Annotated in this window: 18 protein-coding genes; 8 read left to right on the top strand and 10 right to left on the bottom strand. The window is 70.4% G+C overall.

Annotation, left to right across the window (positions count from 1 at the left end; all coding sequences use genetic code 11):
* Window positions 1–23: 23 nt before the first annotated feature.
* On the bottom strand, window positions 24–710 hold the full coding sequence (locus KY469_13280) for a M23 family metallopeptidase (GenBank protein ID MBW3664068.1): 687 nt from the start codon (window positions 708–710) through the stop codon (window positions 24–26).
* 253 nt (window positions 711–963) lie between these two features.
* Between KY469_13280 and KY469_13275 the strand changes: the two genes are divergently transcribed.
* Window positions 964–2,754, top strand: a complete 1,791-nt coding sequence (locus KY469_13275; GenBank protein MBW3664067.1) for a hypothetical protein — start codon at window positions 964–966, stop codon at window positions 2,752–2,754.
* Window positions 2,755–2,831: 77 nt separating this feature from the next.
* On the top strand, window positions 2,832–5,168 hold the full coding sequence (locus tag KY469_13270) for a hypothetical protein (protein ID MBW3664066.1): 2,337 nt from the start codon (window positions 2,832–2,834) through the stop codon (window positions 5,166–5,168).
* A gap of 57 nt (window positions 5,169–5,225) precedes the next feature.
* Here the strand turns inward: KY469_13270 and KY469_13265 are convergent, their stop codons facing one another.
* The gene (locus KY469_13265) at window positions 5,226–5,930 is read right to left on the bottom strand and encodes an SOS response-associated peptidase (GenBank protein ID MBW3664065.1); all 705 of its coding nucleotides are present in this window, start codon (window positions 5,928–5,930) and stop codon (window positions 5,226–5,228) included.
* Between the two features lie 125 nt (window positions 5,931–6,055).
* Between KY469_13265 and KY469_13260 the strand changes: the two genes are divergently transcribed.
* On the top strand, window positions 6,056–6,457 hold the full coding sequence (locus KY469_13260; GenBank protein MBW3664064.1) for a PPOX class F420-dependent oxidoreductase: 402 nt from the start codon (window positions 6,056–6,058) through the stop codon (window positions 6,455–6,457).
* Between the two features lie 7 nt (window positions 6,458–6,464).
* Here the strand turns inward: KY469_13260 and KY469_13255 are convergent, their stop codons facing one another.
* From KY469_13255 to KY469_13235, 5 genes are all read right to left on the bottom strand, one after another.
* Window positions 6,465–6,899 carry a GNAT family N-acetyltransferase gene (locus KY469_13255; GenBank protein MBW3664063.1) on the bottom strand — a complete coding sequence of 145 codons (435 nt, stop codon included), beginning with the start codon at window positions 6,897–6,899 and terminating at the stop codon, window positions 6,465–6,467.
* 118 nt (window positions 6,900–7,017) lie between these two features.
* A complete protein-coding gene (locus tag KY469_13250) occupies window positions 7,018–7,173 on the bottom strand; it encodes a hypothetical protein (protein MBW3664062.1) in 156 nt (51 codons plus the stop codon).
* 145 nt (window positions 7,174–7,318) lie between these two features.
* A complete protein-coding gene (locus KY469_13245; protein ID MBW3664061.1) occupies window positions 7,319–8,542 on the bottom strand; it encodes an acyl-CoA dehydrogenase family protein in 1,224 nt (407 codons plus the stop codon).
* Window positions 8,543–8,552: 10 nt separating this feature from the next.
* Window positions 8,553–9,764 (bottom strand): acyl-CoA dehydrogenase family protein, encoded by a 1,212-nt coding sequence (locus KY469_13240; protein MBW3664060.1) that lies wholly within the window; start codon window positions 9,762–9,764, stop codon window positions 8,553–8,555.
* Between the two features lie 12 nt (window positions 9,765–9,776).
* Window positions 9,777–10,379 carry an LON peptidase substrate-binding domain-containing protein gene (locus KY469_13235; GenBank protein MBW3664059.1) on the bottom strand — a complete coding sequence of 201 codons (603 nt, stop codon included), beginning with the start codon at window positions 10,377–10,379 and terminating at the stop codon, window positions 9,777–9,779.
* 33 nt (window positions 10,380–10,412) lie between these two features.
* Between KY469_13235 and KY469_13230 the strand changes: the two genes are divergently transcribed.
* The 4 genes from KY469_13230 to KY469_13215 all read left to right on the top strand — a co-directional run bounded on the left by KY469_13230 (window position 10,413) and on the right by KY469_13215 (window position 12,798).
* A complete protein-coding gene (locus tag KY469_13230) occupies window positions 10,413–10,691 on the top strand; it encodes a 4a-hydroxytetrahydrobiopterin dehydratase (GenBank protein ID MBW3664058.1) in 279 nt (92 codons plus the stop codon).
* 14 nt (window positions 10,692–10,705) lie between these two features.
* The gene (locus KY469_13225) at window positions 10,706–11,521 is read left to right on the top strand and encodes an alpha/beta hydrolase (GenBank protein MBW3664057.1); all 816 of its coding nucleotides are present in this window, start codon (window positions 10,706–10,708) and stop codon (window positions 11,519–11,521) included.
* Window positions 11,522–11,607: 86 nt separating this feature from the next.
* Window positions 11,608–11,847: a hypothetical protein gene (locus tag KY469_13220; protein MBW3664056.1), complete on the top strand. Its 240-nt coding sequence runs from the start codon at window positions 11,608–11,610 to the stop codon at window positions 11,845–11,847.
* Between the two features lie 288 nt (window positions 11,848–12,135).
* Window positions 12,136–12,798 (top strand): NAD(P)H-dependent oxidoreductase, encoded by a 663-nt coding sequence (locus KY469_13215; protein ID MBW3664055.1) that lies wholly within the window; start codon window positions 12,136–12,138, stop codon window positions 12,796–12,798.
* Window positions 12,799–12,805: 7 nt separating this feature from the next.
* On the opposite strand, the gene KY469_13210 is transcribed toward KY469_13215, so the two are convergent.
* From KY469_13210 to KY469_13200, 3 genes are all read right to left on the bottom strand, one after another.
* Window positions 12,806–13,549, bottom strand: a complete 744-nt coding sequence (locus tag KY469_13210; GenBank protein MBW3664054.1) for an acetoacetate decarboxylase family protein — start codon at window positions 13,547–13,549, stop codon at window positions 12,806–12,808.
* A 148-nt stretch (window positions 13,550–13,697) separates the two neighbouring features.
* Window positions 13,698–14,720, bottom strand: coding sequence for a hypothetical protein (locus tag KY469_13205; GenBank protein ID MBW3664053.1), 1,023 nt, complete (start codon window positions 14,718–14,720; stop codon window positions 13,698–13,700).
* Window positions 14,717–16,375, bottom strand: coding sequence for a hypothetical protein (locus tag KY469_13200; GenBank protein ID MBW3664052.1), 1,659 nt, complete (start codon window positions 16,373–16,375; stop codon window positions 14,717–14,719). The genes KY469_13205 and KY469_13200 overlap by 4 nt, the downstream gene beginning before the upstream one ends.
* Window positions 16,376–16,457: 82 nt before the next feature.
* Here KY469_13200 and KY469_13195 point away from each other — a divergent pair, with 82 nt between their 5' ends.
* Window positions 16,458–19,118 carry an NAD-dependent epimerase/dehydratase family protein gene (locus KY469_13195; protein ID MBW3664051.1) on the top strand — a complete coding sequence of 887 codons (2,661 nt, stop codon included), beginning with the start codon at window positions 16,458–16,460 and terminating at the stop codon, window positions 19,116–19,118.
* Window positions 19,119–19,234 lie beyond the last annotated feature (116 nt).

Here is a 19,234-nt window from a genome sequence, read left to right as displayed (position 1 = left end):
CCGGGGAGGCGGCGTTACCGGCGCTACTCGGGCGTGGCCACGCGCATGCGCATGTCCACGTGAGGACACGGGCACGAGGTCGCGTACCGGTCGATCTGGTTCTGTACCGCCAGCGTGCGCGCTCCACCGGCGATCACGGTGTCCCCGGCGGTGACCGCATCGCCCACTGCTACCTGGACGTCTTCCAGGTGGTACATCACGACCCGGACGTCGGGGCGACCCTCCGGTTCGATCTCGACCAGGATGTCAGTGATCGTGCCGCCGTAGAGCGCGTAGGGGCTCACGGCCGCGATCGTGCCCGTCACGGGTGCCCGCACGTCGGTGCCGGGTGGCAGCGCCACGTCGACGGCGCCCGTTGCGGGGCCGCCCCGCCCACGACCGGGAAGCACGCGGACGTCAGGGAACGGACGGCTCGCGGTGCGCCCGGTCGTTGCGGGGTTCTCGTTGCGCAGGATGCGCCCGACCGGCACCAGGGCTGGGTGGTTCCCACCGGCCTCGTGGAACCCGATCGCCAGCGCCTCGTCGGACGGCTCCAGCAGCTGCACGCCGTCGTAGACCGCGATCACGTTGGGCCGCTCGTGCGCGGTCGCCGCAGCCTTCGGGCCGCTGAGAGGCGCCGCCCAAGCCGGTGCTGCGGCGAGAAGCGCGACGAGCGCCCCGAGGATGGCGGCGCGCGCGAGCAGAGACAGGGTGCGGACGAGGGGCAGCACGGAGAGAGACCTCGGGACGTGGCGGGACGTTCGTTGGCGTGCGGGCTGGGATGCCGGCGGTCGTGCTGGGACGCGGAGGTTGAACGGTCGGTGTCCGATGGTCGAACTGGCGTGCGCTGAGCGAACGGCGGGGTTCGGGGCGGCTGGCCGGGTCGCGAGCTCGGCGCGGACGTGCGGTGGAACCTCACACGAACTTGAATACCTGGATGCACTCGGTTGCCCCCGAGTACACAAGTTCGAGCGGGGAGGTGGCGTGCCGGCGGACGTGATCGTGCACGCGGACTGGTCCGCGCTTGCGCGGAAGCGCTGGGTCGCGACGGCGGTGCGCGGCGACGACGGTCGCTACGAGGCGCACGTCCCGGAGCCTGTTGACGATGCCCTCGGGGCGGCGCTGGAGGATCCGGAGCACACCGTGCTCGCCGGCTTCGACGTCGTGATCGGGCTGCCCCGCGCGTACGCGGCGGCGGTCGGGGCGGACTCGTTCCGCGACTTCCTCGATCGCCTCGGCTCCGAGGAGTGGGAGACCTGGTTCGACGTGGCCGAGCGCCCCGACGAGGTGTCGCTGCGGCGACCGTTCTACCCGCGGCGCCCCGGCGGGGCGTCGAAGGACCACCTCGCGCGGGGGCTCGGCCTTCCGGCGCAGGAGTTGCTGCGCCGCTGCGAACAGCCGACCCCGCACCGCCCCGGCGGCGCCGAGCTGTTCTGGACCATCGGCGGCAAGCAGGTCGGCAAGGCGAGCCTGGCGATGTGGCGCGACGTGCTGTTGCCGTGGGTGGACGGCGGGGCGCGGCTGTGGCCGTTCGACGGGGCGCTCGCGGACCTCCTCGACGCTCCGGGCGTGGTCGTGGCAGAGACGTACCCGGCCGAGGCCGCGGTCCACGTCGGGGTCGAGCTGCGCGGTAGCAAGCGTGATCCGCAGGTGCGCGCGGCGGCGGCCGGGGCGCTGCTCGCGTACGCCGCCCGGGTCGGCTTCGACGTCGCGGAGCCGCTGCGTGCGGCGGTGGCCGAGGGCTTCGGGGACGACGCGAACGGGGAGGATCGCTACGACGCCGTGCTGGGCCTGTTCGGGATGCTCGGCGTGTTGCTCGGGACGCGGGCCGAGGGTGCCCCGCGCGATGACCCCGCGGTCACCTCGGTCGAGGGCTGGATCCTCGGTCTCGAACCCGCCGACGTCGACGTACCCCTGATCGCACCCGCCCCTCCACCGAGCGGCCCCCGCTTCGTCGTCGCCCGCAACCCCAACCCGCGCTCGACCCTGCCGTACCTGCTGTCCCTACCCGTGCACGGCGGACCGTTGCTGCTGGCAGCGCGGGAACCGTGGCCGCGGACCTCGAAGGTGTACTGCCACCGCATCGACACGTGGCCCGCGGATGCCGAGGTGGTCGAGGAGGTTGGCGTACTCGTGTGCGAGCGGCGCGGGAAGGCCATCGACCTCGTGGTCGACCGGCCGATCGAGAAGCGGTCGCAGTTCGTGTTCACCTCGGGGCGCGGGCGCGAGATGATCTTCTGGCAGACGGCCAGGACGACGAAGCAGTCGCGCCCCGGCGTCCGCATCCCCTCGCGGCGAGCGTCGGGACACGACGACCTGCGCATCGTCGCGGATACCCGCGAGCGTTACGGCTACCGCTTCAGCCGGCAGCAGGCCGAGGTGGCACGCGAGGCGCTGCCCGTCGGCGACTACGGTGTGCGCGTCGGCGACCGCGTCGTCGCCGCCGTGGAACGCAAGAGCGTGGCCGACCTCGCTGCGCGGCTGGTCGACGGCAAGCTCGCGTTCACCCTGGCCGAGCTGGGGTCGCTCGAACGGGCCGCGGTCGTGGTCGAAGGCGCCTACGCGGAGCTGTTCAAGCTCGACCACGTCAAGCCGGGCTTCGTGGCCGACCAGCTCGCGCGCATCCAGGTGCGCTACCCGTCCGTCCCGATCGTGTTCTGCGGCACCCGCAAGCTCGCCGAGGAGTGGACCTACCGCTTCCTCGGGGCAGCTCGCGCCGAGGCCGAGGGGGACCTGCCGCGCTACCCGCGCCCCCCCGCTCCGGCGGGGGACTGAGTCGGCTCGTGGTGCGGAGCAGGAGTCGGGCGCGGCACCGGCGAAGACCTCCAACCAGCTCCTGGAGGGGATCCCCGATGCGTCGTCCGACCGTTCGCGTTCTCGCCATCACGACGGCGCTCGCTGCCATGCTGGTCGTGCCGACGCTGCCGGCGTCGGCGACGCCGGTTTGCACTGACGGCTACCAGGGAGGGCCGCCCCGCGCCGTGTGCGGTGGCCGGGTGTTCCCCGAAGCGGCGTTGAGTCGCGCCTACGTGCAGTACACCCCGAACGCCGCCGGTTTCCGTGAGTACCAGCACGGCGCGGAGTACCTCGCCGAGCTGTACCCGCGCTGGATCTCGGTGTTCACGCTCCGCGATCGCTACGAGGACGACGCGGCGGTCAGCGCCGGACCGGACCGGATCCGGGCCAACACCGAGAACGACACCGGCGACGGCCAGGACATCTTCGTCATCAAGATCACGGATCACACCGTCCCCGACGAGGACAAGGAGACGCTGCTGTTCTCCCTGTCGGTGCACGGCAACGAGCGCGGCGGGCTCGAGGGCGGTCTGCGGACCGCGGAGGATCTCGCGATGGGCGCCGAGGACCCGCTGGGTCCCCACGGCCACATCAGCGACGGCGAGCCCAACTACACGTCCACGACCGGACGCGAGCCCATCTTCCACACCTACTCGGTCCGCGAGGTGCTGAAGCGTGAGGTCGTCTACCTCGTCGACTTCAACATCGACGGCTGGGTCGTCGGCGAGGTCAACCCCACTGGCGGTGGCGGCAACCGCCTCTACGCCCGCGGCAACTCGATCGGCACGGACCTCAATCGCCAGATGCCGACGATCGGGCGCATCAGCTCCAGCCGCAACCCGCTGCAGGAGACCGAGATGCTCTTCGGCACCCGGTTCATGCACGAGGTGGCTGAAGCGGGCATCGACGGGAAGATGGCGTACGGCGCCGACATCCACGGCGAGCTCACCTCGCGCGCCTACATCGACATCATGTACCCGGCAGGGCAGTTCGACTCGGTCGACCACCGGCGCCTGATGGCCATCGCCGAGCGCACCAAGTCGGTGGTGGACGAGACGCTCTACCTCGGTATCCAGAACGAGATCGAGGAAGCGACCGGCGGCAACGAGGGCGGAGGGGTCGAGGACCACGGGTTCCCGGTCTCGAACGCGATCCCCACCAAGCCGGCTCACTGGGCCACGGTCTGGGACACGCTGGGTTACACCGACACCGGGTTCATCGGGGACTACATGGCCACCGATCTCGGCGTCACCGGCATGGACTACGAGATCTTCCTCAACCACACCGTGCCGGACAAGGTGTGGAACGTGTACCTGCAGGAGAACCACATTAACGGGTCACGCGCGATCATCGAGACCGCGATGGCGTACGCGCTGTACCAGCAGCAGGAGTTCAACGACAACAACGTCGTCGTCGACCCACTCGGCCGCGCCGGGTACGTGTTCAACCCCGACGTGGTGACCGACAGCGACGAGGACGGTGCGGGGCGTCTGCCCGGTCCGGCCGCAGACGGGATAGGTGCCGATGGTCAGCCGGTCGAGCAGCGGCCCTACTCGGTGACCAACATGCGCTGGTTCGAGGACACCAGCCGACTCATGGGTGACCGGCCGTTCGTGTCCCTGTCGTCCGCGGATGTCGCCTCCGACCCGACCGCGCTGGACGCGCTCGACACGCTCGTGCTCGCGGACGTGCCCCTGCCGGAGGACACCGAGGGGCGGTCGGTCGACGAGGAGGCGTACTACGCCAACATCGAGGGCTGGGTCGAGCGGGGCGGCAACCTCGTGCTCACCGACCGGGCGCTGCACGCGCTCGCGAGCATGGGCGTCGTCCCGGCTGCCGACGTCGACGACGTCCGCGTGTACCAGCCGTACTCCGACATCCTCGACTTCGGCCACCCGATGGTCGAGGGGCTGCGGCGCAACGCACGCCAGCTCGTCGAGGCGGCGATCCTCGGCTACGGCATCGGCAACGGCGCGTCGCCGATGACGATCGTCGACCGGGCCGCCTTCACGGGGGCCGGCGGTCACGTGATCGGGACGACGGGGAGCGACCGGGTCAGCCTCGGCGAGCTCCCGCTCGGCGCGGGTCAGATCCGGGTGATCGGCGGGGCGCTGCCGACGCCGACCGAGGAGCAGGACCACCGCTACGGACTGCGCGACTACGGGCTGACCTACTCGGGCCTGTTCATCCTGGAGAACGCCATCCAGCACGACGCCGATGCTCTCGGCGTCGGGGCCGTGGCGGCCGGCGACGCGGGTGCGGGCACGCCCGTCGAGGGCTTCGCTCCGGCCGGGGTGCAGACCGGCCAGGCGGCCGTCGTGGCCGGGCTGCTCCTCGCGATCGCCGCGGTCGTCCGCCGCCGTCGGGTCGTGCTCCTCTGGCTGCTCCGCTGACCTCCCCCGGCTACGCCGAAGGTCGAACCGTTGAACCGGACGCACCGGTTCAGCGGTTCAACCTCCTTCCCGGGCGATGAGGTCGGGGCCCTCGTTGCGGACGTTGTTCACGCGGGTGGAGATCTCGTACAGCTCGAGGTCCGGGGCGTCGAGGTCCTTCACGAGCTCCTCGACCGCGGCGACGTCGGTGACGTCGGGATCGAGCCAGCGGTCCCACAGCTCGCCCGGGAGCATCAGCGGCATGCGATCGTGGACCTCGGCCATCGGGCCCTTGGCCTTGGTCGTGATGATGGCGACGGAGTAGACGGGCTCGGCGTTCTCGTCGCCCTCGGGACGCCACGATGACCAGATGCCCGCGAACGCGAGCGGATCACCGTCGGGATCGTGGATGTAGAAGGGCTGCTTCTTGGGCTTGCCCTTGGCGGTGACCTCGTCGGTCTTCTTCCACTCGTAGAAGCCGTCGGCGGGCACGATGCAGCGCCGTCGCTCGAAGGCCTGGCTGAACATCCGCTTGTCGTGGATGCCCTCGATGCGGGCGTTGATCGGGTTGCGCGACTTGCTCGGGTCCTCGGCCCAGAACGGTACGAAGCCCCACTGCAGGGTCCCGAGGCGACGGTCCCCGTCGCGCTGGATGATCGCGTAGACCTCCTGCGTCGGGGCGACGTTGTAGCGCGCGTCGAGCGACTCGGTGCTCACCTCGCCGACGTCGAAGAACTGCGCTAGCTGATCGGCTTCCGAGAACGAGACGTAGCGTCCACACATGGCACGCAGGGTAGGACCTGGCGGCGCCGTTGCCCCAGCTACGGTGCCCGGAAGGCCGCGGTCTGCGCCTGCGGACTCCGGTACGACGCGTAACGTCGAAGCGTCGCCCACCGGAGGAACGACGGATGACCACCGACGTCATACCTGCCACGCACGAGGATCTACTCGAAGCCCCGGCGATCGGGGTGCTGTCCAGCATCGGCCCGGACCACGAGCCACAGGCTCACCCCATCTGGTTCGACTGGGACGGCGGCGAGCTGCGGGTCAGCACCACGACGGATCGGCAGAAGTACCGCAACATCCAGCGGGACAAGCGGGTCTCGATGACGATCCTCGATCCGGACAACCCCTACCGCTACCTCGAACTCCGTGGTGAGGTCGTCGAGACCGAGGAGGACCCCGACAAGCGCTTCATCGATCACCTCGCGAAGCGCTACCTCGGCAAGGACAAGTACCCCGACAAGAAGTCCGATGCGGAGCGCGTCATCATCCACATCGCCCCGCGACACGCCGCCACGATGGGCTGACCAGGGATCAGCTGAGGTCGAGCACGAAGGCGTACGCGCAGCCGCTCGGCCAGGAGGCATCGAGGGCCGCTGCGCGGCGGAACCCGCGACGCAGGTACATCTCGTGCGCGCGGGTCATGTACTCCATGGACTGGATGGTCATGCGCCAGCACCCGTCCGCCCGAGCACGGGCCACACAGGCGTCGATCAGCGCCGCCCCGGCGCCGCCTCCCCAGGCCTCCGGGGCGACCGCGAGCATCCTGAAGCCGCAGTCGCCCTGGGCCGGGTCGTAGTCGAAGTACTCGTTGTCGCTGGTCGCGTACGTGACCGAACCGACGACCTCGCCGTCGAGCTCGGCCACGAGGACCGCGGTCGCGCCCCGCCGCCTCGCGGCGACGTCGGCGAGCACCTCGCGGTACTCGTCGCTGACGCGACCCACCGCGTCGTAGGCGGCGAGCGTCAACGCCGCGACGCGCTCGTCGTCTCGCGCGGTCGCTTCCCGGACGGTGAGGCTGGACAGACGGATGCTCCCTCGCTACGACAGCGAGGGAGCATGCCTCATATGGAGGTCGAACTCCGCGTCACCGGTGGATGACCGTGCGGCTGCGGTAGCCCGTCACGGCGCTGGCGATCACGAGAGCGAGGGCGATGATGAGCGCCCACTTGAGGCCCTCCACGAACAGACCCACGCCGCCGAACAGCAGCGCGAGCAGGAGCAGGAGCAGGACGAGACCCATGTCGGTTCTCCTCGGTCGGGGCGGTCCGTCCTCACCAGCATCGGGGCGCCGTGGCCACGGTGCGTGACGCGAGCCCGTCCGGCCGGCGGTGTCGACGACCCTCCCATCGACGGACGGTCAACCGTCCGAGCAGCCCCTGGCTGGGCTACAACCCGTAGGTCTTGGCGATGATCTCGCGCATGATCTCGTCGGTGCCGCCGCCGATGGGGCCGAGGCGAGCATCGCGCCAGTGGCGCTGTGCGGGGAACTCCATCATGTAGCCGTAGCCCCCGTGGATCTGCACGCACTCGTCGGCGACCTCGAAGGCCAGCCGTTGGGAGACCAGCTTGGCCATGCACGCGGTCCGCAGGAGCACGTCGCCCTCCCTCCCGGTGGTCGCGTCCTCGCCCCGTTCGTGCGCCGCGACCCACAGACGTAGCGCGTGCTCGGTGAGGGCCCTCGCCGTCGCCAGCCTCGTGGAGAGGTCGGCGAAGCGGTGGCGCCACACCTGGAACTTCACCACGGGCCGGTCGAAGGCGGTGCGTTCGCGCCCGTAGGCGATGGCCTTCTGCAGGACCGCCTCACCCCCGGCCACCGCACCCAGCGACATCGATAGCCGCTCCCACACGAAGCTCCTCATGATCGTGAGGAAACCCGAGCCCTCGTCACCGAGCAACGCCTCGTCCCCCACACGGACGTCCGTGAACGAGATCTGCCCGGTGTGCGAGGTGCGCCACCCCAGCATCTTCATCCGCGACCGCTCCACGCCGGGGGAGCCGGCGTCGACGATGAACAGCGAGATGCCGCCGTGGCCGGCGTCCTGGTCGGTCTTGGCTGCGACCACGTACCAGTCGCACCACGCCCCGTTGGTGATGAAGATCTTCTCGCCGTTGAGGACCCAGTCGCCCCCGTCGCGGGTGGCACGCGTGGCGATGGCCGCGACGTCGGAGCCTGCGCCGGGCTCGGTGATGGCGAGCGCCCCGAGCGTCTCGGCGGCGATGCCGGGGCGCAGGTAGCGCTCCCGCTGCTCGTCCGTGCCCGCGCGATCGACGTAGAGCATCCCGAGGTCGCTGTGCGCCCCGAGGTCCGCGGCGACCCCGGCCGAGCCGGCTTTGGCGAGCTCCTCGATCCACACCGCCTGGGCGAGGTAGTCGGGGCCGGACCCTCCCCAGCGCTCGTCGAACTTCAGCCCGAAGTAGCCCTGTGCCGCGACCTTGGCGAAGACCTCGCGTGGGTAGTCGCGGGCGGTCTCCCAGTCCTCGACGTGAGGGGCGAGCTCGTTCTGCACGAACGCGCGAGCGCTCTCGCGCAGCGACCCGTGCTCCTCGGCATAGAGCGGGAGCGCCGTCTGGTCGTTGGCGGTCGTCGGGGTGAGGTCGAGTGCGGTCATAGCGGTCTCCTCACAGTCCCATGAGCTTGGCGACGATCTCGCGCTGCACCTCGTCGGTGCCGCCCCCGATGCGGATGAGCCGGGCGTCGCGCCAGGACTGCTCGATAGGGAACTCGGTGCTGTAGCCGTAGCCGCCGTGTAGCTGCATCGCCTCGTCGGCGATGTCGAACGCCATGAGGGCCGCGGCGAGCTTCACCTGGGCGATCTCGGTGACGGCGTACACGCCCCGGTTCCACTTGTCGCAGCAGTCGTAGAGCAGTCGGCGCACCGCCTCGATGCGCGTGGCCATGTCCACCAGCCGATGCTTCTGGACCTGGAACCGCCCGATGGGGCGGCCGAACGCCTCGCGTTCCTTGGCGTACGCGAGCGAGCGCTCGAAGGTCAGCTGCGCCCCGGCTACCGCCTGGATCGCGGCGATGAGTCGCTCACCCTGCAGTTCCCACATGATCTGCTTGAAGCCCTGGCCCTCGACGCCCAGGAGGGCATCGCCCGGCACGCGGACGTCCTCGAGGTGCAGCTGGGCCGTGTCCGACGCGCGCATCCCGACCTTGTCGAGCTTGCGGGCGACGTGGAAGCCGGGCAGGTCGGTATCGACGAGGAACAGCGAGATGCCGCTCCACGGATCCGCCGGGTCGAGCGACTCGCCCGTGCGCACCACCATCGTCACGAAGTCGCCGCGCACCCCGTTCGTGATGAAGATCTTGGAGCCGTTGATGATCCAGTCGGACCCGTCGCGGCGCGCGTGGGTACGGATGCGGGCCACGTCGCTGCCAGCCTCGGGCTCGCTGATGCCGATGCAAGCGATCCTCTGCCCGGCCAGGGCTGGCACGAGGTAGGCCTGCTTCTGCTCCTCGGTGCCGAACTTCAGGATGGGAGGCGTCGCCATGTCGGTCTGGACGCCGAGCGCCATCGGGATGGAGCCGTTGCCGCAGCGCATGATCTCCTCGCCGAACACGACGGTGGACCAGTAGTCGCCCCCCTGGCCGCCGTACTCGGTGGGCATCGACAGGCCGAGGAACCCCAGCTCGCCGGCGCGGTGGAACACCTCGTCGGGGAAGAGCTCGGCGTCCTCCCACTCGCGGTTGTGCGGGGCGAGCTCGTCCTCGACCCAGCGCCGGACGGCAGCGCGCAGCTGGTCGTGCTCATCGGTGAACGGGCTCGTGCGCACCCGGGTCGCCTCCACGATCGCCAGATGCAACGTTAGCAGTGGTTCACATCGCATCTTGGCGCGGCCCTACAAGGCCTGGAGAAGCTGCTCGGTGTCGTCGAGCAGCGAAAGGACCCGGTCGAGCCGTGCTGCCGGGACGTCGATCCCCAGCAGCTGCTGGCGGTCGAGTTGCTGCAGCGGAGCGAGTGCTGCGGCTTGCCACGTCGCGACGACGGGGTCCGGGGCGAGGGTCGTGTCCACGTCGGGCACGCCACCGCCGACCTGGCGGTGCAGGTCGAGCACCTGCTCGAGACGTGCCTGCAGCTGCGGTACGCGATCGGCCTCCTCGGAGGCGGCGGGGCGATCCTCGAGCAGCTCGATCTCGGCTCGCGGGTAGGGGTCGTCATCGAGCCACTCCAGAACCCGCAACCGCTGAACGCCGACCGCGGCGACCACCCAGCGTCCGTCTGGCAGCTCCTCGGCGTCGAGGGTGCGCACGAGCGTGCCGTGCGTGAACCTGGTGTCGCCGCCACCGACCTCGTGGCCGCGCTCGATCAGCACCGTGCCGAAGTCGGGCTCCGCCGAGAGCCGGCGCGCCAAGGCGCGGTACCGCTCCTCGAACACGTGCAGAGGCAGCAGCACGTGGGGGAGGACGGTGCTCCCGAGGGGGAACATCGGCAGGACGGCCATGCAGCGACCGTACCTGAGTGGTTGACTGGCCCCATGGCTGAACCACTGGACCGCTCGACCATCGAAGCCGCCCTGGGCGAGGGCTGGGAGTACGACGGCGAGGTGGTATCGCGGGAGTACGCGTTCGACTCCTTCATGGACGCGATCACCTTCATCAACCGGGTCGCCGACGCTGCCGAGGCGGCCGACCATCACCCCGAGATCCGCAACGTCTACAACAAGGTGTGGATCGAGCTGTCGACGCACAGCGCCGGGGCAGTGACCCAGAAGGATCTGGACCTCGCGGCTGCGTGCGACGAGGCGGCGACCTGACTGGGAGGGGCATCGTGTCCGATCCCGTCACCTGCTTCGAGGTGTCCGCCGGAGCCGCGGTGATCATCGGTGACGATGCGGGATCCGGCGATGCCGTGGTCCTCCTGCACGCCGGGGTCGCCGACCGCACGAGCTGGGACGATGTCCGCTCCGTGCTCGCCGGCTCTTACCGCGTCATCGCCTACGACCGACGCGGGTTCGGCGAGTCGACCTACGAGGCAGAACCGTTCTCGCACGTCGATGATCTGGTCGGGGTGCTGGACGAGCGGGGGGTGGAACGTGTGGTGCTGGTCGGCAACTCCATGGGGGGCGCAGTTGCCCTCGACACCACCCTCTCGCACCCCGATCGGGTGCTCGGGCTCGTCCTGATCGGGACGGCGGCTTCCGGCGTCCCGTGGCCACCCTCCTCGCCTCGCGAAGCCGAACTCGAGACGGCGGCCGAGGAGGCGGCGGGGCGTGGGGACATCGAAGCGGCGAACCGCCACGAGGCGGAGCTGTGGCTCGATGGTCCTGGCCACGGGGGACGGGTCGATGCTGCCGTCCGCGAGCGTTTCCTGGCGATGAACCCTGTCGCGCTCCGGGCCCCCGACCCCGGCCCTCAGTCCGAGCGCCCCGAGTCCTTCAGGCGTCTGACCGAGATCGAGGTCCCCACGCTCGTCATCGTGGGCAGCCTCGACGTCCCCGGCATCGTGTGGCTGTCGTCCGAGGTCGCCCAGCGCGTGCCGCACGCCGAGTTCGCCGTCATGAACGGTGTGGCTCACCTCCCGTCGCTCGAGGCACCGGACCGTCTGGGGGATCTGATCGTCGGCTGGCTGGACCGCCTCACGTAGCCGCCAGTCGGATCCACCGAACCCCTTGACGAGCGGCCTCCGCCCGCCTGATGCTCGACCGGTTGCCGGCGGCGGAAGGAGGACGCTTGGCGACGATCCTGTACACGACGAGTCACGGATCGGATGATCCCACTCGAGGGAGCATCCCGTTCGTGAGCGCGATCGGAGCGATCGAGGCTGGTCACCAGCCCCAGATCGGTCTGTTGGCGGAGGCCACCTACTTCATGAAGGACGACATCGTGGAGCACGTGCACGGTGTGGGGTGGCCCCCGCTCGAGGAGCTGTGGTCCAAGGTGATCGAGCACGAGGTCCCGGTCTACGTCTGAGGTGGCTGTGGGAGGGCCCGTGGGGTCCTCGACAGCGATCTCGAGGGGAAGAACGCACGGTTCATCTCCCCGAAGGACTTCGCCGAAGCCGTGGTCGCGGCCGACCGGGTCGTGAGCATCTGACGCTGAGGGCGCTGGCCGGTCCGCGAACGACCCGGGCCGGCCAGCGCGGCGTCGGACTACCTTCCGGCGCCGCGAGTGCTCCAGTAGCGAAGCGGTAGCACGATCGCGAGCTGCTCAAGTAGCGAAGCGGTAGCACGACCCGACCAGGAGGCTGTCGTGGCTGAGATCGAAGCGGTTTCGCTCCGAGCGCTGTTCCTGAACTGCACGCTCAAGCGTTCCCCCGAGGTGAGCAACACCCAGGCACTGGTCGACATGGTCATCTCGTGGTACGACCAGATGAACGTCACGTCCGAGGTGATCCGCGTCGTCGATCACGACATCCCGTTCGGGGTCACCTCCGATGAGGGCGAGGGTGACGAGTGGCCACAGATCCTCGAGAAGGTCAAGGCGTGCGACATCCTCGTGATCGCGACGCCGATCTGGTTCGGCGTGCGCGGCTCGGTCGCGCAGCTGGTCATCGAGCGCCTCGACGGGACCTACAACGAGCGCAACGAGGTGGGTCAGTACCCGCTGTACAACAAGGTGGGCGGGGTCGTTGTCACCGGCAACGAGGACGGGGCGCACGCCGCCGCCGAGACCACGCTGTTCAACCTCAGCCATCTCGGCCTGGCGATCCCGCCGAACGCGGACACGTACTGGGTCGGTGCGGCAGGGCCCGGCCCATCGTTCATCGAGGCAGGCGGGCAGGACCACGCCTACACGCAGCGCACGTGCCGGTGGATGGCGCACAACACGGTGCACCTGGCTCGGATCCTGAGAGCCCACCCGATCCCCGCCGAGGGCAACACGTTCGACGAGGAGCAGGTCCACCGCGGCCACATCGGGTGAGCCCGGCTCACGTGGCCAGCGGCACCGCCGGGTCGATCTCGCACGCGAAGTTTTCCACCGCCACCGAGGCGATGGCACGATCGGAACGGAACAGCCGCGCCAGCTCGCGGCCGACGGGGTGATCACCGAACCGGATGCGCCCCCCGGCATGGAGCGACACGCCACTGAGTGCCATACGGCTGTAGGTCGCGATCAGACCGTCCGGCGACCCCGCGTAGCCGACCACCTCGACGCCGACGTCCTGACCACCCGGCCGTGACGGCAGCGCGACCCGCGCGATCTCCCGTTCGTCTCGTCGCCACGAGCACGTGACCACCCGGTCGCTGCGACGGACGGCCAGGTCGTCGACGGTCTTGGGCAGACCCCACAGCTGGTTGCCGGCGGCGCGAGTGAACTCCTGCGTGACCGGAAGGTGGATGACGTAGGTGCCCATCGCCCCACTGCGTAGACCCCCGAGCAGCTCGCCCAGCGATGGCTGGGCCGATCCCGACGGCAAGCACGGCACGGTGATCCCGAGCTCGTCGTAGTCACCGAGGTCGTTGTCGCTGTAGTCGACGACCAACACGGCGACCAGGGTGGTCCCCGGGGCGATGAGCACGGGCGTCAGCCCCGGCGGCAGGCACGTGGTGGCCACGTCGCTCGCGGCGCGGAAGACGGCGGCGTTCAGCCGTGCCGTGCGGATGCGGACGGGGAAGGTGATGGTGCGCCCGAGCACCTCGGCGGTCGTCGCGGGGACCGTGGCTGGGTGCATGAGGGTGGACGCTCCTGGGGTCCGGCACTGATGTCTGACTTCTTCAGAGGATGGCTCGTCCTCAGGCTGGGGCGCGCGTGCCTGACGGTAGCGAGAGGAGCACACCGTGGACGAGGCAGGAAGGGGAGACGGCGTGACCGTCGACGCGCTACCCCTGAAGGTCACCTCCGCCTGAGGCGGTCACGCGGAGCGCGGCTCCATCGGTCACGGGCAGCGACCTCCGGTGTAGGCCGTCACGGTCGTTCGCGGCGACGGCCGGGGCGGCGCGGGTGTCCGCGGACGGGCGCCCATCGGGATGGTTGCAGACCTCGAGATCGGCGAACCCCTCGAGCCCGTCATCCGTGACGACGCGGCCGATGCCCTCGACCACCCGGAGCCCGTGCAGCGGCATCACGACGCCGTCGATCACCCGGTGGTGCAACCCCAGGGTCGTCCCGTCGGCGAACACGACCCGGGCCGCGCCGCCCCGGTGGGTGTAACCATCGACCTCGAGGTGCACGACGACATCGGCGGAGGCGATCCTGGTCGGGGCGCCGTTCCGCACGACGTAGCCGACCGTCCGCACCGGCTCGGTTCCGAGGCCGATGAGTGCCATCGTGAACGACAGTTCCGCCCCGCTCGTCCCGACGAACCACCGGCTCGTGCGGACGTCGCTCCACGCCCGGGGTCCCCACGAGTGATCGCGATGGCCGAGCCCGTCGAAGCGGTGGATGCTCGTCCCGATCCGCACCGTGCCGGTGACGCGCCCCGACCGTTGGAAGTGGTCCGCGGCGATGCGGGCGGCGAGCTCGGGCTCGGCGGCGACGTCCCAGTACCGCCAGCGGGGCGTCACATCGTCGAAGCGCAGGTCGACGCTCGCATCGGCGTCGTCGAAGTGCAGGCGCAGCGCACCGTCGTAGCGGATCCGACACGCCCCGACGGGGACCTCGTCGCCGTCCTCGGGCGACAGCGGGACGCCGGTCAGGACCGTCCGGAAGCGGTGCTCACGGTCGAACACCCCGAGGGCCACGTCTGCGGTCCCCGACCCCGGGTAGCGACCGATCCGAGCGAACACCCCGATGTCCTGGTGCAGGTCGCCGGCCACGACCAACCAGCTCTCCTGCCACGATGGGTCGGGACCGGCCGGGTGGGCGAGCTCGTCGGCGTCGCCGTACTCGCGCGGCGGGGTCACCCGGTGCTCGAGGTGGCCGCGTCGACGACGCGGACGGTCCCCGAGACGCCGTCGACCTCGATGGTCGCTCCGTCTTGCAGGTCGGTCGTACCGCGCTTGACGTTGATGACGCACGGGATGCCGAGGTCCCGGGCGATGATCGCGCCGTGCGACATGGGTCCCCCCAGGTCGATGACGACCGCGCCGACGTGCAGGAACAGCGGGGTCCAGGCCGGGTCGGTGCTGCGGGCGACGAGGATGTCGCCAGCTTCGAACTCGGCGATGTGCGGGTCGCTCACGATGCGCGCCCGACCCCGGACGACCCCCGGTGCGACGCCGAGGCCGTGGAGCTCACGCTGGACCTCGGTGGGCTCCGGAGCTGGCGGCAGCAGGCCGAGGGCGGTGAAGCGCTCGGGTGGTATGGGCCCGAGGTGGCCGCGCTCGACCTCGAGCATCAGCGGGAGATCGAGCGTCGCTGCCGTCTCGTGGGTCCGGCGCCGACGCGTCACGACGTCGTGGAGGTCGAGTCCCCGCTCGAGGCCGGTCCTCAGCTCGGGGGGCCGGAGGAAGAACACGTCATCGGGTGCGTCGGCGAGTCCTCGGTCCGCGAGGCGGCGCCCCACCTCGCGTACGACGTAGCGCAGGCTGGCCACCAGCATGACCTCGTGGGACTTGGCGTTCTCGCGCAGTCGCATCTGCTCGTCGAGCCGGCCGAGCTTCGCGATCACCCGTCGGTACCTCGACCGCGACGTGCGGGCACGCAGCTCGTCGAGGGCCTCGGCGCGCGCCTGCGCCCCGCGCCCCGCCGGTTGTGACCGTGTACCCACGCGGTCGACGAGGCGGGCGAGACCGTCGTGGTCGTCAGCCCAGGGAGTCGCGGCGAGCTCGTACTCGTTGATCCCGCGGTGGCCGTAGCGGTCGACGAACGCCTCGAGGCTCGAGCGTCCTGCCGCCACGTCCGCGAGGGCTGCCGTGGCGTCGCCAACCTCGTACCCGCCCGCTCCGCCGAGGAGCCTCGGGACGAGCGAGCCGTCACCGTCGTCGAGGGTGCGGAGCTGCGCGGTCACCTTCTCGAACTGCGGCGCTGCGATGACGTTGCTGAGGACGAGCGGCACGCGCCACGCGGTGATCCGGGGCGGGGCGGCGTCGAGACGTTCCAGGAGCGCCCCGTCGGTCTCATCGCTCCAGTCACGTGTCCGATCGGCTCGGAGCTGTCTGGCGCCCTCGTCGCGGTACCGCGCGATACGGCGTGGGAAGGACCGCGACGCCCGGGCGAAGCGGGCACCCAGGGGGATCAGGGGCAGCGGGTTGACCAGCTTGCGTCGTGGCACCTCGGGTGCCGCGGGATCACGTTCCACCGAGAAGTACTGCTCGTAGACCGCTGCGGCGGAGAACCCCGGGATCGCGTCGGCCATCCGGGCGACGGGCTCGACGGCGACGCACGTCCAACCGTAGAAGCAGCCCGCGAACGACCACGGGCCCGGATCGTCGAGCAATCCCAGTTCCTGGTCGAACGCCACCCCGATGCCGCGCTCCTGGTTCGCCAGGACGAGATCCTGGGTCAGCGGTGTCACCGGGTGCGGCCACTGGTCGACCGCGTTGCCACGGGTCCACAGCGACCGTGTCCCCGGCCACGTGCACAGCTCGTCGTCGAGGTCCGACGTGTCGATCGCCACCGTCCCGTCCCCCTGGTGGAGGCGTGCCTCAGCACGCGCGAAGCGGTATCGTCTAACTAGGTTAGTACTTAGGAGGCGGGTGATGGGGGACGGAGCGCTCGGGATGCCACGGGTCCTCGTGACGGGTGGCACCGGTGCCGTCGGCACCGGCGTCATGCGTCACCTCCGTGACCGCGCGCACGTCACCCTCATGGCACGCAACCGCCCCGCCGCGCTCCCGGATGACGTCGCGTTCGTCGCGGCCGACGTCCGCGACGCCGACGCGGTCCGCAAGGCCGTCGTGGGGGTCGACGCGGTGGTCCACCTCGCGTGGGCCGTCAGCGTCCGACTGACCCACGACGAGACCGAAGCCATAAACGTCGGTGGCACCCGCAACCTCATCGACGCCTGCCTGGACGAGGGCGTCAGGCGCCTGGTGTTCTGCTCGTCGGTCACCGCGTACGGGTCCGACCCCGGTCACGAGGGACGCTGGCGCGAGACGGACGAGCTCCACGCGTCGCCGGACTTCGACTACGCGTTCCACAAGAAGTTGATGGAGCAGGAGATCTCCGCGAGCGGTCTCGATCACGTGCTGGTACGACTCGGGACCGTGCTCGGTCGCCGCGTCGAGAACTCGGTTGCGCGGGTGTTCACCGCACCGGTCGTCACCGGCATCAAGGGTGCCGGGATGACGTTCCAGTTCGTCCACCAGGACGACGCGGGGCGCTTCTTCGCCACGGCGGCGCTCGGCGGGCCGACCGGGCCGGTCAACGTCGCCGCTGACGACGAGCTCGACATGCGTCAGCTCGCGGAGCTGACCGGACGCCGCTACGTCGAGCTCAGCGAGGACGCCGCTCTGAAGATGGTCAAGGCGATGTTCCGGCTCGGTGCCAGCGAGGTCGACCCGGAGGCGATGGCTGCGCTGCGCGACTTCCCCATCGTCGACACGACGCGGCTGCGCGAGGACTGGGGCTTCGACCTCGCCTGGTCGAGCGCCGAGACGGCCCGCGACATGGCACGCGCCGGCTCGCGCTTCGTCAGCGTGGGTCCCAAGGTGTTCGGCCTGCCGTGGCGCCTGCCGTACGTCGAACCTGAACCGATCCCCACGCGTCCGAGCGATGGCGGTGTGTTGGTCGACCTGCTCCCCGAGCCATACCGGGGGGAGTTCGACTGTCCCCTGGACCCACGCTACGAGGAGTACACCTCGACCAACGTGTCCGAGGCCTTCCCGGGGCCGATGACCCCGTTGACGCTCACCGTGGCGCTCAACGCCCTGCGTGCCTCAGCGCAGGGCATCTCCGACATCTTCGGGTTCTCCGGTCCGGTGGCCGAGGAGCTGGTGCATCGTGGACCGGTCTCGCTCGGCCACCGCATGTACGTCAACATCTCCGCCACGAGGCAGATGTCGGAGATGGTTCCCGGCATGACGCCGGGCGACATCGACCACCAGTACCTCGGCAAGCCGATGCCGACCGAGCGTCCCCGCCCCACGTTGCGTGACGTCGTGCAGGGCCTGCGACTGGCCTTCCGGGGAGCCCCGCGGATGGCCGGCCTCGCTCGCGAGGCGGAGCGGGCGCACGCGGATGCGGACGAGCTGACCTTGACTCCCGCACAGCTACGCGCGCTGTCGGATCCGCGACTCGTCGCACACCTCGGGCTCGTGCACGACCAGCTCGTCCAGGCCTGGAACGTGGCGTGCATCATGAACATGGTTTCCGGGGGGGCGTGGAGCACCCTCGAGCGCGTCGTCGGGGTCGAGGCGGCGGCGCGGCTGCGGACCGGTGGGGCGAGCCTGGCGAGCGCCGCCACGATCCAGGGTGTCGAGCGGCTCGCCCGGCGAGCGCGTGACGATGGCGCGCTGACGGAGGTGCTGCGGTCACGGTCGCCCGGTGACGCACTCGCTGAGGTACGGCGGTCACATCCCGGCTTCGCCCGCGATCTCGAGTGGCTCCTCGACACGGTCGGACACCGCGGACCGGGGGAGACCGAGCTCGCCAACGACGTCTTCGCCGACCGCCCTGACCTGCTCATCGAAGCCATCGCCAAGGCCATGGGGGCGACCGGTCGCGCGTCGGAGGCCGCGACGCCGCGAGGGTTCATCCAGCGGCGCTTGGTGTCGCTTGCCGGCAAGCAGCTGAGGACCCGGGAGCGTGCGCGCGATGCGGCGATGCGTCTCACCCACGCCCTGCGCCTGGCTGCCAGGGAGCGGGGCGCCCGCCTGGCTGAGGCCGGGACTCTCCCCTCTGGCGACGACGTCTTCTACCTCACGCTCGACGAGGTCAAACATCCACCGGCTGACACCGCCGCCGTGGTCGCGCGTCGTCGCCGTGAGCGCGAGCGGCTGGCGTCGCAGCACCTGCCGGGCTTCCTGACGATCGGCTGGCAGCCGACCGAGGAGCGTCGGCAGGGCGACACCATCGAAGGTCTGCCCGCCGCGCCGGGGACCTACGTCGGACGCGCGCGCGTGCTGGAGTCGTTGGATGGTCTTGAGCCCGGCGAGGTGCTGGTCACCAAGGTCACCGACGTCGGCTGGACGGCGCTGTTCGCCTACGCCGGGGCGATCGTGACCGACCTCGGTGGCTCGATGTCCCACGCCGCCGTGGTCGCACGTGAGTTCGGCGTGCCCGCCGTGGTCGGAACGCAGGACGCCACGACCCGTATCCGCACCGGCGACCTCATCGAGGTCGACGGCACGACGGGGACGGTACGACTCCTGAGCGGCGGGGCGCCGACGCCGCGTGAGCGTGGAGGCGCCTACCTGTGACGCTGGGCGCGGCGGGTCGTCGTCTCGTGAGCACCATGAGCTTGGTCGTATCGCCTCCGACGGGTGATCCTGCGGCCCCTGAACGCCGACATGGCGACCACTAGCGTTACCTTCGC

The sequence above is a fragment of the Actinomycetota bacterium genome (assembly GCA_019347575.1).
In the GTDB taxonomy this organism is placed as follows: domain Bacteria; phylum Actinomycetota; class Nitriliruptoria; order Nitriliruptorales; family Nitriliruptoraceae; genus JAHWKY01.
The sequence above is the reverse complement of the archived record's forward strand: the minus strand, read 5'-3'. Positions and strand labels throughout refer to the sequence as shown.

Bases quoted from the DNA above. Each gene is read 5' to 3' on its own strand.
- KY469_13240 (MBW3664060.1), bottom strand. From the start codon at position 9,764: ATGCGATGTGAACCACTGCTAACGTTGCATCTGGCGATCGTGGAGGCG.
- KY469_13210 (MBW3664054.1), bottom strand. From the start codon at position 13,549: ATGCACCCAGCCACGGTCCCCGCGACGACCGCCGAGGTGCTCGGGCGC.
- KY469_13250 (MBW3664062.1), bottom strand. From the start codon at position 7,173: ATGGGTCTCGTCCTGCTCCTGCTCCTGCTCGCGCTGCTGTTCGGCGGC.
- KY469_13270 (MBW3664066.1), top strand. From the start codon at position 2,832: ATGCGTCGTCCGACCGTTCGCGTTCTCGCCATCACGACGGCGCTCGCT.
- KY469_13245 (MBW3664061.1), bottom strand. From the start codon at position 8,542: ATGACCGCACTCGACCTCACCCCGACGACCGCCAACGACCAGACGGCG.
- KY469_13260 (MBW3664064.1), top strand. From the start codon at position 6,056: ATGACCACCGACGTCATACCTGCCACGCACGAGGATCTACTCGAAGCC.
- KY469_13265 (MBW3664065.1), bottom strand. From the start codon at position 5,930: ATGTGTGGACGCTACGTCTCGTTCTCGGAAGCCGATCAGCTAGCGCAG.
- KY469_13195 (MBW3664051.1), top strand. From the start codon at position 16,458: ATGGGGGACGGAGCGCTCGGGATGCCACGGGTCCTCGTGACGGGTGGC.
- KY469_13235 (MBW3664059.1), bottom strand. From the start codon at position 10,379: ATGGCCGTCCTGCCGATGTTCCCCCTCGGGAGCACCGTCCTCCCCCAC.
- KY469_13230 (MBW3664058.1), top strand. From the start codon at position 10,413: ATGGCTGAACCACTGGACCGCTCGACCATCGAAGCCGCCCTGGGCGAG.